This window comes from Streptomyces sp. NPDC007945, assembly GCF_042958885.1.
Taxonomy (GTDB): Bacteria; Actinomycetota; Actinomycetes; order Streptomycetales; family Streptomycetaceae; genus Streptomyces.
Genome location: NZ_JBIBJV010000006.1, coordinates 471,371 through 488,083, shown reverse-complemented (window position 1 = coordinate 488,083; position 16,713 = coordinate 471,371). Strand labels below are relative to the sequence as shown.

General features: G+C 72.8%; 15 protein-coding genes. 14 read left to right on the top strand and 1 reads right to left on the bottom strand.

All coding sequences use genetic code 11. The annotated features are described in order from the left end of the window. Positions 1 to 92 precede the first annotated feature (92 nt). A complete protein-coding gene (locus ACFZCF_RS21875) occupies positions 93 to 596 on the top strand; it encodes a hypothetical protein (protein ID WP_391288116.1) in 504 nt (167 codons plus the stop codon). Between the two features lie 69 nt (positions 597 to 665). Here the strand turns inward: ACFZCF_RS21875 and ACFZCF_RS21870 are convergent, their stop codons facing one another. Further along, positions 666 to 1,529, bottom strand: coding sequence for an alpha/beta fold hydrolase (locus ACFZCF_RS21870; RefSeq protein ID WP_391288113.1), 864 nt, complete (start codon positions 1,527 to 1,529; stop codon positions 666 to 668). Between the two features lie 418 nt (positions 1,530 to 1,947). On the opposite strand from ACFZCF_RS21870, the gene ACFZCF_RS21865 reads away from it, so the two are divergent. The 13 genes from ACFZCF_RS21865 to ACFZCF_RS21805 all read left to right on the top strand — a co-directional run bounded on the left by ACFZCF_RS21865 (position 1,948) and on the right by ACFZCF_RS21805 (position 16,708). After that, the gene (locus ACFZCF_RS21865) at positions 1,948 to 2,613 is read left to right on the top strand and encodes an FCD domain-containing protein (protein ID WP_391288112.1); all 666 of its coding nucleotides are present in this window, start codon (positions 1,948 to 1,950) and stop codon (positions 2,611 to 2,613) included. Between the two features lie 2 nt (positions 2,614 to 2,615). Then, positions 2,616 to 3,518, top strand: coding sequence for a dihydrodipicolinate synthase family protein (locus ACFZCF_RS21860; protein ID WP_391288110.1), 903 nt, complete (start codon positions 2,616 to 2,618; stop codon positions 3,516 to 3,518). Continuing rightward, complete coding sequence (araD, locus tag ACFZCF_RS21855; RefSeq protein ID WP_391288108.1) at positions 3,515 to 5,281, top strand: L-arabinonate dehydratase; 1,767 nt, start codon at positions 3,515 to 3,517, stop codon at positions 5,279 to 5,281. The genes ACFZCF_RS21860 and araD overlap by 4 nt, the downstream gene beginning before the upstream one ends. A 123-nt stretch (positions 5,282 to 5,404) precedes the next feature. Next, the gene (locus ACFZCF_RS21850; protein WP_360607203.1) at positions 5,405 to 6,343 is read left to right on the top strand and encodes a sugar ABC transporter permease; all 939 of its coding nucleotides are present in this window, start codon (positions 5,405 to 5,407) and stop codon (positions 6,341 to 6,343) included. Further along, complete coding sequence (locus tag ACFZCF_RS21845; protein WP_388446148.1) at positions 6,340 to 7,260, top strand: carbohydrate ABC transporter permease; 921 nt, start codon at positions 6,340 to 6,342, stop codon at positions 7,258 to 7,260. The genes ACFZCF_RS21850 and ACFZCF_RS21845 overlap by 4 nt, the downstream gene beginning before the upstream one ends. 5 nt (positions 7,261 to 7,265) lie before the next feature. Next, positions 7,266 to 8,447, top strand: a complete 1,182-nt coding sequence (locus ACFZCF_RS21840) for a Gfo/Idh/MocA family oxidoreductase (protein WP_391288105.1) — start codon at positions 7,266 to 7,268, stop codon at positions 8,445 to 8,447. Beyond that, on the top strand, positions 8,444 to 9,295 hold the full coding sequence (locus ACFZCF_RS21835) for a PmoA family protein (protein ID WP_388446142.1): 852 nt from the start codon (positions 8,444 to 8,446) through the stop codon (positions 9,293 to 9,295). Before ACFZCF_RS21840 ends, ACFZCF_RS21835 begins: the two co-directional genes overlap by 4 nt. Then, positions 9,292 to 10,839 (top strand): family 43 glycosylhydrolase, encoded by a 1,548-nt coding sequence (locus ACFZCF_RS21830; protein ID WP_391288103.1) that lies wholly within the window; start codon positions 9,292 to 9,294, stop codon positions 10,837 to 10,839. The genes ACFZCF_RS21835 and ACFZCF_RS21830 overlap by 4 nt, the downstream gene beginning before the upstream one ends. A gap of 96 nt (positions 10,840 to 10,935) precedes the next feature. Then, complete coding sequence (locus tag ACFZCF_RS21825; RefSeq protein WP_391288101.1) at positions 10,936 to 12,273, top strand: extracellular solute-binding protein; 1,338 nt, start codon at positions 10,936 to 10,938, stop codon at positions 12,271 to 12,273. Continuing rightward, on the top strand, positions 12,270 to 13,097 hold the full coding sequence (locus ACFZCF_RS21820) for a GDSL-type esterase/lipase family protein (RefSeq protein ID WP_391288256.1): 828 nt from the start codon (positions 12,270 to 12,272) through the stop codon (positions 13,095 to 13,097). Before ACFZCF_RS21825 ends, ACFZCF_RS21820 begins: the two co-directional genes overlap by 4 nt. 12 nt (positions 13,098 to 13,109) lie before the next feature. Next, positions 13,110 to 14,405: a polysaccharide lyase family 1 protein gene (locus tag ACFZCF_RS21815; protein WP_391288099.1), complete on the top strand. Its 1,296-nt coding sequence runs from the start codon at positions 13,110 to 13,112 to the stop codon at positions 14,403 to 14,405. Positions 14,406 to 14,528: 123 nt separating this feature from the next. After that, the gene (locus ACFZCF_RS21810; RefSeq protein WP_388446130.1) at positions 14,529 to 15,665 is read left to right on the top strand and encodes a pectinesterase family protein; all 1,137 of its coding nucleotides are present in this window, start codon (positions 14,529 to 14,531) and stop codon (positions 15,663 to 15,665) included. Positions 15,666 to 15,796: 131 nt separating this feature from the next. Next, a complete protein-coding gene (locus tag ACFZCF_RS21805; RefSeq protein ID WP_391288097.1) occupies positions 15,797 to 16,708 on the top strand; it encodes a DUF2382 domain-containing protein in 912 nt (303 codons plus the stop codon). The last annotated feature ends 5 nt before the right edge of the window (positions 16,709 to 16,713 follow it).

The following is a 16,713-nucleotide window of genomic DNA, read 5'->3' as shown; positions in this document are numbered from 1 at the left end:
CATAACTCCCGACTTGCCCTGTGATCGGGCGGCTTCGCCACATACTGAACCGCGTACGCATCTTGTTCCGACAATGACACGGAGGACCACGCATGCAGCTACGTCGAAAGGCCGCGGCGCTCATCGCAGGGATGGGGCTGGTCGTCGCCGGCCTTCTGGCCACCTCGCCGGCCCAGGCCGCCGCTCCCGCCGATGGGCCGGCGGGCGACCGCGCGCCGGCCGTCACCGTCGTTCCGGCCGACGCCCCGGCCGGGGCGCGCGTGATGGCGTCGGCGCCGACGATCTCGCCGGCCGCCGAGCGCGTCCGCTACGTCAGCGACGGCACCTACACCTGCCCGAGCGGGCGCCTGTGCGCCCGCGTGTGGGATCCCACCCAGGGCTCGTACAAGGTCTTCGACCTGTACTACTGCAACACCTACTCGCTGTCCTACTGGGGCGGCGGCGGGGACGGCGGCGGCTTCAAGAACTCCCAGACCAATGGGACGGTCGCCCGGTTCTACAACTCCTCCGGGGCCGTCGCCCACAGCTCGACCGCGCCCGACATCGCTCCCTCCTGGTGGAGCTGGGACCCGATCTGGAAGATCAAGAACTGCTGATCCGCGCCACCGCACGCAGACGTCCGCCCGGGCCTCCGGGCGGGCGTCGTGGCGTGCCGGGCGCTCTTCTCAGGTCAGGAACCGCACCAGCAGCCGGTTGAGTTCGGCGGGCCGCTCCGTGGGGAGCGTGTGGTGGCCGGCGTCCGGCAGGACGGCGACCTCGGCCGCGGGCAGGAGGTCACGGGCCTTGGCCGCGACGCGCCGTGCGTCGTGGGTCCGGCTGCGTCCGGCCAGGACGACCAGGGTCGGAACGGCGCAGGCCCTGAGCTCCTCGGGCCGGGGACGGCGCAGGGCGACGACCTTGGAGCGCACCGCCGTCGTGGTGGCGTCGAGGAAGGCCTGCCAGGCGGGGTCCTCGGGGGGCCGGCCTGTCTCCCACAGCAGGAAGGCCCGCTGTCGCGCGACGGTGGGACGCAGGAGCGTGGGAAGGGCGCGCAGCAGATAGCGGGGGTCCATCCCGGCGAAGCAGTTGGTGGGGTCGAGGAGGGCCAGCCTGCTGACGCGGTGGGGGTGGCGCAGCGCGTGGCGCAGGGCGATGGCGGCGCCGTAGGAGTGGCCGCACAGCCGCACCTGCTCCAGGCCGAGGCCGTCCAGAACGGCGTCCAGCCAGGCCGTCAGGTCCTCCGGGCCGCGCAGCGGCGCCCCGTCGTTGACGCTGCGGCCGAAGTCGCCCATGAGGTCGACCGCGTACACCCGGTGGTCGCGGCCGAGGGCCTCGATGTTTCCGAACCACGCCATGGACGTGGTTCCGCCGCCGGGCAGCAGCACGAGCGGGGCGCCTGACTCCGGCCCGCAGACGTGGACCCGCGTCCTGCCGTACGGCGACTCCACGTCGACGGCGGTGACGTCCGCGGGCCAGCGCCGCAACAGGGCGTCGTACGCCGCGAAGAAGGCCGTCTGGTCGCCTGAGTCACCGGGGTCGCCCTGATCCATGGCGGGATGATAGCCGGTGCGGTCGTGGTCGCCCGTGCGTATGAACTCGTCCTGCTCAAGCCAGAGTTCGCTGTCGAGAGCGCCTCAGATGTCCAGGTCCTCCCCCGTCAGCACGCGCGGGCGGTACAGCAGGTCCGTGCCGGTGGCCGTCGTTTCCGGTCCCGTCTCCGTGTACATCGCGGCCGGGGCGCCCCGGTGGTCAGGGACGGTGACCGTGATCGCGGTGCCGACGGAGGCACCGGGGGCGACGAGGAGTGGCGGTGGAGGGTGTCGGCCGCGGGGAAACCGCTTTCTATCAACCCTGCGCGAAGCATTGACGAAACATCGGCGTCCCCTTAGCTTCATGGCCGTTGCACTTCGTACGTCATATATGAGACGCGATACACGAGACGTCGTACACGAGATCTGAGAGTGCTCCATGCCCTATGCCCCCAGCCCCATCCCCTCCCGGACCCAGTACGTCCTGGAGGCGATCAAGCACGACATCCTCACCGGGGGCCTCAGACCCGGGCAGGCCCTCGTGGAGGCCGAACTCGCGGCCCGCTTCGGGGTGTCCAAGACGCCGGTGCGCGAAGCGCTGAAGACCCTCGCGGGCAGCGGCCTCGTGGTGATGAACCAGTACAAGGGCGTCACCGTACGGATGGTGGACGCGGACATGGCCAGGGCCGTGTACGACGTCAGGCTGCTCCTGGAGCCCGAGGCCGTCCGCCGGACGGTCGCCTCCGGGGCCTCCCTCGACGCGGCGCACGAGGCGCTCGCCCTGGCCGCCGAGGCCGAGGACCCCGCTCAACGGTCCCTCGCCAACCGGGCGTTCCACCGCGCGCTCTACCTCCCGTGCGGCAACCCGCTGCTCGGGCGGATGCTCGACGAGGTGCGCGACCAGGCGGCGCTGGTCTCCACGGTCGCCTGGGCCGCCGTCCCCTCCTGGGAGCGGGAGGCCGCCGAGCACGACGAGATCCTGCGGCTCGCCGCCGCCGGCGACGCCGACGGGGCGCGCCGCGCGGTGCACGCCCACATCGCCTCGTTCGTGGACCGGGCCTTCCCCGCGAACCCCCGTACCTCTGAACCCCTGAACAGTGAGTGACGATGACTCATCAGACCCTTCGGGCCGCCCTCGCCGACGTCGTAGCCATCCCGGTCACGCCGTTCGCCGAGGACGGCCGGGTGGACTCCGCCGCCCACCGGGCGCTGCTGCGCCGGCTGCTCGACGGCGGGGTGCGGACCCTCACCCCCAACGGCAACACCGGCGAGTTCTACGCCCTGACCCCCGAGGAGCGCCGCTCGCTCACCGAGGCGACGGTCGCGGAGGCCGCCGGGCGCGCGACGATCCTGGTCGGCGTCGGGCACGACCTGCCGACCGCCGTCGGCGCGGCCCGGCACGCCCGGGACGCCGGGGCGCACATGGTGATGGTCCACCAGCCGGTGCACCCGTACGTCGCCGAGAGCGGCTGGGTCGACTACCACCGGGCCATCGCCGAGGCGGTGCCGGAGCTCGGCGTCGTCCCCTACATCCGCAACCCGCTGCTGAGCGGGGAGCGGCTCGCCGAGCTAGGCGAGGACTGCCCGAACGTGGTGGGCGTCAAGTACGCGGTGCCGGACGCGGCTCGGTTCGCGGGCTTCGCCCGGGACGCGGGCCTCGACCGGTTCGTGTGGGTGGCCGGGCTCGCGGAGCCGTACGCCCCCTCCTACTTCTCGGCCGGCGCCACCGGCTTCACCTCCGGCCTCGTCAACGTGGCGCCCGCGCTCTCCCTGGAGATGCTGGGGGCGCTGCGGGCCGGCGACTACGGCGCGGCGATGAAGGTGTGGGAGCGGATCCGCCGCTTCGAGGAGCTGCGCGCCGCCAACGGCAGCGCCGACAACGTGACCGTGGTGAAGGAGGCGCTGGCCTCGCTCGGGCTGTGCCGCCGGGACATCCGGCCGCCCAGCCGCGAACTCCCCGAGGACGCGCGGGCCGAGGTCGCGGCGATCGCCGGCGGGTGGCCGATATGAGCGAGGACCGCGGGGCGGGGACCGGGGAGCCGGACGGCCGCCCGGAGAAGCAGCCGCACGAGCTGCGCAGCCACCAGTGGTACGGCACCGACGGGCTGCGGTCATTCAGCCACCGGGCGCGGACGCGGCAGCTCGGCTATCTGCCGGAGGAGCACCTCGGCAAGCCGGTGATCGCCATCCTCAACACCTGGTCGGACATCAACCCCTGCCACGTCCACCTGCGCGACCGCGCGCAGGCCGTGAAGCGGGGCGTGTGGCAGGCGGGCGGCTTCCCGCTCGAATTCCCGGTGTCCACGCTGTCGGAGACCTTCCAGAAGCCGACGCCCATGCTCTACCGCAACCTCCTCGCGATGGAGACGGAGGAGCTGCTGCGCTCGTACCCGGTGGACGGGGCGGTGCTGATGGGCGGCTGCGACAAGACGACGCCCGCGCTGCTGATGGGGGCGGCCTCGGTGGACCTGCCGACGGTCTTCGTGCCGGCCGGTCCGATGCTGCCGGGGCACTGGCGCGGGGAGACCCTCGGCTCCGGCACCGACATGTGGAAGTACTGGGACGAGCGGCGGGCCGGCACCATCGGCGACTGCGAGATGGCCGAGCTGGAGAACGGGCTCGCCCGCTCCCCCGGCCACTGCATGACGATGGGCACGGCGTCGACGCTGACGGCGGCGGCGGAGACCCTGGGCGTGACCGTGCCGGGCGCGTCCTCGGTGCCGGCGGTGGAGTCGGGGCACGACCGGATGGCGGCCGCGTCCGGGTTGCGGATCGTGGAGCTGGTCCGCCGGGACCTGCGGCTGTCGCGGTTGCTGACCCGGGAGGCGTACGAGGACGCGGTCGCCGCCGTCCTGGCGCTCGGCGGCTCCACCAACGCGGTGATCCACCTGATCGCGATGGCGGGGCGCTCGGGGGTGAGGCTGACCCTCGACGACTTCGACCGGATCGCGCGGACGGTGCCGGTGCTCGCGAACCTGCGGCCCGGCGGGGCGTACCTCATGGAGGACTTCCACTTCGCCGGCGGGATGCCGGGCTTCCTGTCCCGGATCGCCGACGTGCTCCACCTGGACCGGCCGACGGTCGCCCACGCCACCCTGCGCGAGCAGTTGGCCGGGGCGCTCGTCCACGACGACGACGTGATCCGGGAGCGGCACCGGCCGCTGGCCGCCGAGGGCGGACTGGCGGTGCTGCGGGGCAACCTCTGTCCGGACGGCGCCGTCATCAAGCACGTCGCCATGGAGCAGAGGTTCCTCCAGCACACCGGTCCCGCGGTCGTCTTCGACGACTACCGGACGATGCAGCGGACGATCGACGACCCGGCGCTCGGGATCACCGCCGACCACGTCCTCGTGCTGCGCGGGGCGGGCCCCAAGGGCGGTCCCGGCATGCCGGAGTACGGGATGCTGCCGATCCCCAAGTACCTCCTGGAGCAGGGGGTGCGGGACATGGTCCGGATCTCGGACGCCCGGATGAGCGGCACGAGCTACGGGGCGTGCGTGCTGCACGTGGCGCCCGAATCGCATGTCGGCGGACCTCTTGCCCTGGTCCGCACGGGCGATACGATCACCCTCGACGTCGCGGCCCGCTCCCTCCACCTGCACGTCACGGACGAGGAGCTGGCGCGCCGCGGGGCGGAGTGGACCCCGCCGCCGGCCCGGTACGAGCGCGGTTACGGCGCGCTGTACATGGAGCAGATCTCGCAGGCCGACACCGGCTGCGACTTCGAGTTCCTGGCCCGGCCGGGGACGACCCCGGATCCGTACGCGGGCTGAGCACCGCCCCACCTCACCACCGACCCTCTTGTTCGGTATATCGAACGCCGTTCGCGAAGCGCTTCACCACAGGTGGAGCGTGCGCGGACCCCGCACCGCCCGCCCGAGAACGGAGCCGCCGTCATGGCCACAGCTGTGACCAAACCGCCCCGAGCCGCCACGGCACGGGGGCGCCGCCGCACGGGAGCGACCCCCCGCCGGCTGCCGTATCTGCTGATCGCCCCCGCAGGCCTGCTGATGCTGGGCTTCATCGCCTACCCCGTGCTGAGCGTCTTCTACTACAGCCTCCAGCACTACAACCCGACCAAGCCGTGGCGGAACGGCTTCGCCGGCTTCGACAACTTCACGAAGATCTTCACCGACGACCCGCACTTCTGGGGCACGCTCACCTTCAGCCTGAAGTGGGTCGTGGTGGAGGTGACCCTCCAGCTGCTCTTCGGCCTGGCGCTCGCCCTCATCGTCAACCAGACCTTCTTCGGCCGGGCGCTCGGCCGGGCCCTGGTCTTCTCGCCCTGGGCCGTCTCCGGCGTGCTGACCTCGGCGATCTGGGTGCTGCTCTACAACTCGCAGACCGGCATCACCCGTTACCTGGCGGACCTCGGCATCGGCGAGTACGGCACCTCGCTGCTCTCCGACACCGGCACCGTCTTCTGGGCGGCGATCGTCGCGGACCTCTGGCGGGGCGTGCCCTTCTTCGCCATCCTCATCCTCGCCGACCTCCAGTCGATCCCCGGCGACCTGTACGAGGCCGCCGAGGTCGACGGGGCGGGCCGGCTCCGCCAGTTCTTCCACATCACGCTCCCGCACATCCGGGACGCGATCGTGCTCTCCACGCTGCTGCGCGCGGTGTGGGAGTTCAACAACGTCGACCTGCTCTACACGCTGACCGGCGGCGGGCCCGCGGGCGTCACCACGACCCTGCCGCTGTACGTCGCCGAGACCAGCGTCGACGCGCACAACTTCGGTTACGCCTCCGCCCTCACCACGGTGGCGTTCGTGATCCTTCTCTTCTGCTCGATCGTCTATCTGCGCCTGAGCAAGTTCGGAGGCGACAGCAAGTGACCGCCGCAGCCACCCGCACCCGCACCGCTCCCGCCGGCGAGGCCCCGCCCCCCGCCGACCCGCCGGAGGGCACCCCGCCCGCCACCGCCCGCACCCGGCACCGGGCCTGGGACGAAGTGCCCCGCTGGCAGATCTACCTGCCGCTCGGCGTCTACCTCGTCTTCACCCTGGTCCCCTTCTACTGGATCTTCCTCTTCTCCGTCCGCCCGGCCGGCTCGACCTCGCTGCTGCCCTGGCCGATGACGACGGAGCACTTCGAGAAGGTGTGGACCGAGCGCAGCTTCGGGGTCTTCTTCCAGAACAGCCTGCTCATCGGGATCGCGGTGCTCATCAGCACCACGGTGGTCGCGCTGGCCGGCGGATACGCCCTGGCCCGCTTCGACTTCCGGATCAAGAAGGGCTTCATGCTGGCCCTGCTCTGCTCCCAGTTCGTGCCGGGCGCCCTGCTCCTGGTGCCGCTCTTCCAGATCTTCGCCGAGCTGAAGCTGATCAACTCGATCGGCAGCGTCATCCTCGCCGAGACGGTCTTCCAGCTGCCGCTGTCGATGATCCTCATCAGCGGCTTCATCAGGAACGTGCCGCCCTCCCTGGAGGAGGCCGCCTGGGTCGACGGCTGCGGGCGCTTCCGGGGCTTCCTCATCGTGGTGCTGCCGCTGCTGCGGCCCGGTCTCGTCGCCGTCGGCTCCTTCGCCTTCGTGCACGCCTGGAACCACTTCCTCTTCGCCCTGATGTTCCTCAGCAGCCAGGACAAGCAGACCATCCCGGTCGGCCTCAACACCCTGATGGGCGCGGACAGCGTCGACCTCGGCGCGCTCGCCGCGGGCGGTGTCATCGCCGCCGTCCCCGTCGTGATCGTCTTCGCCTTCATCCAGAAGTGGCTCGTCACCGGCTTCAGCGCCGGGGCGGTGAAGGGATGAGCCCCATGCCCACACCCCCGTCCACCCGCGAACCGCTGCCGGTCGTCCTCGCCGGGGCCCGCGGCCACGGCCGCAGCCACCTCCTCAACATCCACCGGCTCGAACGGCTCGGCCTGGTCCGCCTCGCCGGGGTCTGCGAGCTCCGCCCGCTCGACGCCGCCGAGCTCGACGGGATCGGCGAGCCCGCCCAGTCCGACGACTTCGAGGCGCTCCTCGCCGCCACCGGCGCGAAGCTGGCGGTGCTCAGCACCCCCATCCAGACCCACACCGACATGACGCTCGCGGCCGCCCGGCACGGCGCCGACATCCTCCTGGAGAAGCCCCCGGCCCCCTCCTACGCGGAGTTCCGGCGGATGGCCGACGGGGTCGCGGCGGCCGGCCGCGCCTGCCAGATCGGCTTCCAGTCGCTCGGCTCGCACGCCGTCCCCGCCATCCGCGGACTCATCGCGGACGGGGCGATCGGCGAGGTCCGGGGCGTCGGCGCGGCCGGCGCCTGGGTCCGCGACGAGGCGTACTTCCGGCGCGCTCCCTGGGCCGGCAGGCGCCGCCTCGGCGGCCTCGACGTCGTCGACGGCGCACTGACCAACCCGCTCGCCCACGCCGTCGCCACCGCCCTCGCCCTCGCCGGCACCACCCGCGCCGAGGACGTCACCGGCATCGAGACGGAGCTCTACCACGCCCACGCCATCGAGTCGGACGACACCTCCGCCGTCCGCGTCACCACCACCGCCGGCCTCCCGGTGACCGTCGCGGCGACGCTCTGCGCCGAGACGAACGGGGAGCCGTACGTGGTCGTGCACGGCACCCGCGGCCGCGTCACCTTCTGGTACCGCGAGGACCGGATCCTCCTCCAGCGCGCCGGCCGCGGCCCGGAGGAGATTGTGTACGGCCGCACCGACCTCCTGGAGAACCTCCTCGCCCACGTCACCGACGGCACCGGACTGCTCGTCCCGCCGGACGCGACCGGCGCCTTCATGCGGGTGGTCGAGGCGGTCCGCACCGCGCCCGACCCGCTGCCGATGGACGCCGCCCACTGGCGCACGGCCCCCGGCGGGGAGGACGCGACCGCCGGCCGGCGGATCGTGACCGGCGTCGAGGCGCTCGTCGACGCCAGCGCCGAACAGCTGCGGCTCTACTCCGAACTCGGCGCCCCCTGGACGGCCCCGGCACCGGCGGAGGTCCGATGAGCACCGACGCGACGGCCACCACCGCTCTGCGGGTCGCCGGGCGCACCGTCGCCCGGTACGTGACCCGGCCCCCGCTCGCCGCCGACCACTCCCCCCGCCCCTACCTGCACCCGGTGACCACGCTCGCCGGGCGGGCCGTCACCGAGGTGCTGCCCGAGGACCACGTGCACCACCTGGGCGTCTCCGTCGCCGTCCCGGACGTGGCCGGGCACAACTTCTGGGGTGGGCGGACCTTCGTCCGGGGCCGCGGCCCGGTCGCGCTCGACAACCACGGCACGCAGCGCCACGACGGCTTCAAACTGTGCGACCCGGACGGCTTCGTCGAGGAACTGACCTGGACCGCCGGCGGCGAGCGGCTGCTCGCCGAGCACCGCACGGTCGCCGCCCTCGGCCTCACCGACACGGCCTGGGCCCTCGACCTGACCTTCTCCGTCGCCAACGTCTCCGGCCGCGACCTGTCCATCGGCAGCCCGGCCACCAACGGGCGCCCGGGCGCCGCCTACGGCGGCTTCTTCTGGCGCGCCCCCATGGAGGCCGCGCCGCCCGGGGTGTTCGGTCCCGACGCGACCGGCGAGGAGGCCGTGCACGGCGCCCGCGCCGACTGGGTGGCGATGTGCGGCGACGGCTGGACGCTGGTCTTCGCCGGGGCGACCGGGACGACCCGGCGCGACCCGTGGTTCGTGCGGGCCGCCGAGTACCCGGGCGTCGGCTCCTCCCTCGCACACGGGGAGCGGCTCGCCGTCCCGGCCGGCGAGACCTTCGTACGGCGCGTGGTCACCGTCGTCGCCGACGGCCGCCTCGACCGGGACGGGGCCGCCGCCCTGGTCCGCAAGGCGGTGGCGTCGTGACCGGAACAGCGGAGACCCGGGTCACCGGCGACCTGGGGGACGGCACGTACCGCAACCCGGTGCTCGACGCCGACTGGTCGGACCCGGACGTCGTCCGGGTCGGCGAGGACCACTACCTCACCGCCTCCAGCTTCGGCCGCGCCCCCGGACTGCCGCTGCTGCACTCCCGCGACCTCGTCAACTGGACGCTCGTCGGACACGCCCTCGAACGGCTCGCCCCGGAGGAGGCGTTCACCCGGCCCCGGCACGACCGCGGGGTGTGGGCGCCCTCGTTCCGCCACCACGACGGCCGGTTCTGGATCTTCTGGGGCGACCCCGACCACGGCATCTTCCAGGTCAACTCGCCCGCGATCGAAGGACCTTGGACCCTCCCGCACCTGGTGAAGGAGGGCCGGGGACTCATCGACGCCTGCCCGCTGTGGGACGAGGGGACCGGCGAGGCCTACCTGGCGCACGGCTGGGCGAAGTCCCGGGCCGGGTTCAACAACCGGCTCACCGGCCACCGGATGAGCCCGGACGGCACCAAGGTGCTCGACGAGGGACGGACCCTCGTCGACGCCGACCTCCTGCCCGGCTGGTTCACCCTGGAGGGCCCCAAGCTCTACCGGCACGAGGGCCGGTACTGGATCCTCGCCCCGGCCGGCGGCGTCGCCACCGGCTGGCAGGGCGCCTTCCGCGCGGACTCCTTCTTCGGCCCCTACGAGGAGCGGATCGTCCTCTCCCAGGGCGACACCGACGTCAACGGCCCCCACCAGGGCGGCTGGGTGCGAACCGGCGCCGGCGAGGACTGGTTCCTGCACTTCCAGCAGACCTGCGCGCACGGCCGGCTCGTCCACCTCCAGCCGATGCGCTGGGACGCGGACGGCTGGCCGGTCCTCGGCGACGAGGGCTCCCCCGTACGCGTCCACCGCAAGCCGGCCCTGCCGGAGGCGCCGCCGTCCCGGCCGGCCGTCGACGACGCCTTCCCCGGCGGCGCCTTCGGCCCGCAGTGGCAGTGGACGGCCAACCCCGGCACCGGGTGGACGAGCACGCACGAGGGGTGGGGGCTGCGCCTCGCCTGCCTGCGGTCGGAGCGGGCCGCCGACGACCTGCGGACCGTACCGCACGTGCTGACGCAGCGGCTGCCGGCCGGTGCCCGGACCGTCGAGGTCCGGCTGCGGCTCGACTCCGGGACGCCCGGGGCCCACGCCGGACTGGTCGTCCTGGGCGACGCGTACGCCTGGATCGGCCTGGAGCGAGGCACCGACGGCGGACCGCTGCTCGTCCACCGCTTCGCCCCCGGCAACGCCGACCGGGAGCGGGACGCGGCCCGCGCCCGGCCCCTCGCCTCCGACGAGGTCCTGCTGCGGGTCGAGGTCACCGCCGACGCCCGCTGCCGCTTCTCCTACGACGCCGGCGAGGGACCCGTCCGGCTCGGCCCCGAGTTCGCGGCCACCCCCTGGCGGTGGGTGGGCGCCCTGCTCGGACTGTTCGCCGCCGCACCGGAGGGCGAAGGGCCCGCCGGGACGGGCGTGTTCACCGACTTCCGCACACTGACCGCCTAGCGGCCGCCGCCACGGCCCGCCTCACCCGGGCGGGCCCCGTACACCCCCACGCACCACCCCCGACCCCCGCACCACCCCGAGAGAAGAGAGCCGACGATGACCATCTTCCCCGGACGGCGCAGAGCCGCCCTCGCCCTCGCCGTCTCCGGCGTCCTCGCGCTGACCGCCACCGCCTGCGGTGACGACGGCGGCTCCGCCGCCGGCGGCGGAGGCACCGAGGGATCCGGCAAGGGCAAGATCACCTTCTGGGACAACAACGGCGGTGTCCGCACCGACGTCTGGAAGGAGATCATCGCCGACTTCGAGAAGGCCAACCCGGACATCGACGTCGAGTACGTCGGCATCGCCTCCAAGGAGGTGCAGTCCAAGTACGACACCGCCATCCAGGGCGGCGCGCTGCCGGACGTCGGCGGCGTCGGCGCGGCGATGCTCGCCGGGATCGCCGCGCAGAACGCGCTCGAACCGCTGGACGAGCGGATCGAGAAGAGCTCCCTGTTCGGCAAGCTGAACCCCGGCATGGTCGAGTCCGTCAGGGCGGCCGGCGGCCAGGAGAAGCTCTTCACCGTCCCGACCTCCGCCAGCAACGGCGTCCTCTACTACCGCACCGACCTCTTCAAGGCGGCCGGCCTCAAGGAGCCGTCCACCTGGTCGGCGTTCTACGAGGCGGCCGAGAAGCTCACCGCGAAGGACAAGAACCAGTTCGGCTACACCATCCGCGGCGGCGCCGGCTCCATCGCCCAGGCCCTCGACGCCATGTACGGCCAGAGCGGCATCCAGACCTTCTGGGAGGGCGACAAGACCACCGTCAACGACCCGAAGAACGTCGCCGCCCTGGAGAAGTACGCGGCCCTGTTCAAGAAGACCACCCCCGCGGCCGACGTCAACAACGACTTCACCAAGATGGTCGCCCAGTGGGACAGCGGCCGGATCGGCATGCTGAACCACAACCTCGGCTCGTACCAGGACCACGTGAAGGCCCTCGGCACCGAGAAGTTCCGCGGCATACCGAACCCGACGCTCGAAGACGGCACCCGCGTCATGGTGTCCAACCCGGTCGACGGCCTCGGCCTCTTCTCCAGCAGCAAGAACAAGGCCGCCGCCTGGAAGTTCATCGAGTTCGCGGCCTCCCACCAGTCCAACTCCAAGTGGAACAAGTCCGCCGGCGCCATCCCCGCCAACACCGAGGCCGCGCAGGACCCCTGGATCAAGGAGGCGGAGCCGACCAAGCTCGCCGCCGAGGTCCTCTTCAGCGGCAAGGCGACCATCGTCCAGCTGCCCTACTACCTGCCCGACTGGAACACCATCTCCAAGGCCGACAACGAGGCCGACTTCCAGAAGGTGCTGCTCGGTTCGATGACGGCGAAGGAGTTCGCCGACAGCCTCGCCGAGCAGCTCAACGAGGCGCAGGCCGAGTGGAAGCAGCAGCAGAAGTGACGCTCGGCCGCCGTGAGGCGGTCACGGCCGGGGCGGGCCTGGTGCTCGCCCTGGCCGCCGGGCCGGCCGCCGCCCGCACCGAGGACGCCGCCACCGGGTCCTCCCCCCGACGCCCCCGCACCCTGTTCATCGCCGGGGACTCCACCGCCGCGCAGAAGTACGCCGACGCGGCCCCCGAGACCGGCTGGGGCATGGCCCTGCCGTTCTTCCTGCACCGGGACACCACCGTCTCCAACCACGCCGTCAACGGGCGCTCCACCAAGAGCTTCCTCGACGAGGGACGGCTCGACCCGATCACGGCCGCGCTCCGCCCGGGCGACGTGCTCCTCGTGCAGTTCGGGCACAACGACGCCAAGTCCACCGACCCGGCCCGGTACGCCGCTCCCTGGGGCGCCTACCAGGACAACCTGCGGGTCTTCGTCGAGGCCGCCCGCTCCCGGGGCGCGGTCCCGGTGATCGCGACCTCCGTCGAGCGGCGCCGCTTCGACGCCGCCGGCACCGCCCAGCGCTCGCTCGGCGACCACCCGGCCGCCGCCCGCGCGGTCGCCGCCGCCTGCGGCACACCGCTCCTCGACATCGAGGCGCTGTCCCTGGAGCTGTGGCAGCGGCTCGGCCCCGAGGCGACCAAGACGTACTTCAACTGGACCGCCACCGAGCAGGACAACACCCACTTCAACCCGCCCGGCGCGATCGAGGTGGCCCGGCTCGTGGCCCGTGAACTGCTCCGCACCCGGGTCCTCGCCCCGCGCGAGACCCGCCGGCTCGACGACGACATCCCCGCCGACCGGATCACCTGGCCCCCGGCCGTTCCGTCCGCATCCTGAGGAGAACCGCGCGTGAACAGAAGCACGAAGCTCGGGGCGGTGGCCGCCGCCGCCCTCGTCCTCACCGTCACCGCGCCCGCCGCGGGCGCCCACTCCGGCCACCCCTCGGGCTCCGACCCGACCCGCGTCACCCTCCCGGCCGGTGACGGCTGGGCCTCCCTCGGCACCGGCACCACCGGCGGCGCCGCCGCCGACGCCTCCCGCGTCTTCACCGTCACCACCTGGGCCGAGCTGCGGGCCGCGCTCGCCGTCCCCGGCACCGAGCCCCGGATCGTCAAGGTCGTCGGCACCCTGGACGCCGTCGAGGCCGGCTGCGCCGCCTTCGAGGCCCCCGGCTACTCCTTCCAGCAGTACCTCGCCGACTACGACCCCGCCGTGTGGGGGTACGAGACCGAGGTCAGCGGCCCGCAGGAGCAGGCGCGCGCCGCCTCCGCCGCCGCCCAGGGCCAGGCCGTCAAGGTCAAGGTGCCCGCCAACACCACCCTGGTGGGCGTCGGTCGGAACGCGACGATCCTCGGCGGCAGCCTCCAGGTCACCGGGGTCGACAACGTGGTGATCCGGAACCTCAGGCTGGAGAGCCCGCTCGACTGCTTCCCGCAGTGGGACCCGACGGACGGCGCCACCGGCGCCTGGAACTCGGAGTACGACAGCCTCGTCGTGTACGGCTCCACCCACGTCTGGATCGACCACAACACCTTCACCGACGGCCGCCACCCCGACAGTTCGCTGCCGGAGTACTACGGCGAGGTGTACCAGCAGCACGACGGCGAACTGGACGTGGTGCGCGGCGCCGACCTCGTCACCGTCTCGTGGAACGTCTTCACCGACCACGACAAGACGCTGATGATCGGCAACAGCGACAGCGCGGGCGCCACCGACCGCGGCAGGCTCCGCGTCACCCTCCACCACAACCTCTTCGACGACGTGGTGGAGCGGGCGCCCCGGGTCCGCTTCGGCCAGGTCGACGCGTACAACAACCACTTCAGGGTGCCGGACGCGAACTACGTGTACAGCCTGGGCATCGGCCAGGAGTCGCAGCTGTACGCGGAGAAGAACGCCTTCACGCTCGGCCCCGAGGTGCCCGCCGGCAAGATCCTGAAGAAGTGGAAGGACGCGCCCGTCACCACCACCGGCAACTACGTCGACGGGCGCCCGGTCGACCTCCTGGCCGTCCACAACGAGCAGTTCCCCGAGGAGACGCTCCGCGGCGACGCGGGCTGGACGCCGACGCTGCGCACCCGGGTGGACCACCCGCGGGCCGTCCCCTTCCTGGTCGGCCTCCACGCCGGCGCCGGCCGCCTGCGCTGAGCGCGTCCCCTGCCCCGGGCCGGGGCGGAGCGCGGCACCCCCGTCCCGTCGCGCCCGCCCCGGCCCGGTCCTTTTCCCCCGCCCGTCCCCGTCCGTCCCCGTCCGTCCCGAAGGAGCTTCCGCATGTCCTCGCGCCACCCCCGCACCTCCCCCGGCCGCCGTGCCTTCCTCGCCGGCGCCGGCGCGGCGCTCGCCGCCCTCGCCCTGCCGGCGGCGCCCGCCGCCGCCTCCGCGCCGGGCGGCCCGTTCGGCCGGTACGGCTCGCCCGCCGCGCGGCTCTCCGCGAGGACGCTGTACGTCCACCCCGGCGGCCTCGGCGACCACACCTCCGTCCAGGCCGCGGTGAGCGCCGCCTCCGGGGCCGGCTGGACGCTGGTCCTGGCGCCGGGCACGTACCGGGAGACGGTCGTGGTGAGCGCCGCCCGCACGGGCATGACGTGGATCGGGGCGAGCGGGAACGCGAAGGACGTGGCCGTGGTGTACGACAACGCCGCGGGCACCCCGAAGCCGGACGGCTCCGGCACGTACGGCACCACGGGTTCGGCGACGGTCACCCTCCAGGCGGCGGACTTCACCGCGCATGCCGTCACCTTCGCCAACGACTTCCTCCGCGCCGACCTGCCGGGGAACCCGGGCACGCAGGCGGTGGCGCTGAAGGCGCAGGGCGACCGCTCGGCCTTCTTCCACTGCCGCTTCCTGGGCCACCAGGACACCCTGTACGCGGACTCGATGTCCCTGGCGGCCTTCGCCCGGCAGTACTACGCGCACTGCTACGTCGAGGGTGACGTGGACTTCGTCTTCGGGCGGGCCACGGCGGTCTTCGAGCACTGCCACTTCCGGACGCTGGTCCGCCCGGACCTGGCCGGCGCCCCGTACGGCTTCGTCTTCGCGCCCTCCACGGCCCGCGCCAACCCGTACGGCTTCCTCGCCACCCGCTGCCGGGTCACCAGCGAGGCCCCGGACGGCTACTACAAGCTGGCCCGCCCCTGGGTGCCCGGCTCGGACACGACGGCCTGGCCCTCGCTGGTGGTCCGGGAGAGCGTGCTGTCCGCGGGGGTGGACGCGGTGGCCCCGTACGCGAACATGCGGGCCGAACACCCCTGGCAGCGGCAGCGCTTCGCGGAGTACCGCAACACGGGCCGGGGCGCGGAGGTCACCGTCCCGGAGAACCGCCCCCGGCTGACGGCCGCGCAGGCCGCCGCCGCGACCCCGGCCGCGTACCTGGGGGACTGGACGCCGACCGGCTCCCTCCGCCTCTGATTCCTCCCGGCCTGTTCGATTCAAGGATCAACAGGTCAGAAATCAACCAATTTCTTCCAGCTTGAGCGTGTTTTCTCCGTGATAGTCCGGAAAGTCGCCCGGGAGACCGCGACAACGCATGGAGGGTGGACATGATCGCCAAGGAACAGATACCGACCGTCCTGGACCATCCCGTGTACGACACCGAGGGGCAGAAGATCGGTGACGCCAAGAGCGTCTATCTCGACGACGCCACGGGCCGTCCCGAATGGGTCACCGTCAAGACCGGTCTGTTCGGCAGCGAGTCCTTCGTGCCGATCAAGGACGCTTCGGTGGTCCACGACCATCTCGAGGTCCCCTACCCCAAGGACCGAGTGAAGGGAGCGCCGGACGTCGACGTCGACGACCGCGGACACCTCGACCAGCGCGAGGAACAGCGTCTCTACGAGTACTACGGGCTCGCCTGGGACGACGCCTGGCATCGCGCCAACCAGCCCGGTGAGGAAGGCTGGGCGCACGGCGGCACCACGGGCACGACCGGCACGGCGGGCACCGCCGGCATGGCCGGGGCGGCCGGTGCGGCCGGGACGAGCGGGTACGGCGACGAGGCCGGGATGACCGGGATGACCGGGACCGCGGGCACGAGGGACGACCTCGGTACCGCCCCGGACGCGATGACCCGCTCCGAGGAACAGATGCACGTCGGCACCGAGGAGGTCGAGACCGGACGGGTGCGGCTGCGCAAGTACGTCGTCACGGAAGAGGTCCAGCAGACCGTGCCGGTCCGCCACGAAGAGGTGCGCGTGGTGCGCGAGCCGATCACCGAGGCCAACCGCGACGAGGCCCTGTCCGGCCCCGAGATCGCCGAGGCCGAGCACGAGGTGACCCTCCACGAGGAGCGCCCGGTCGTCGAGACCCGTGCGGTGCCGGTGGAACGCGTCCGCCTGGAGACGGACGAGGTCGCCGAGGAGCAGACGGTCACCGGCGAGGTCCGCAAGGAGCGCATCGAGGTCGAGGCGGACGACACGATCGTCGCCCGTGAGGACGACGAGCGCGGCATGTGAGTTCC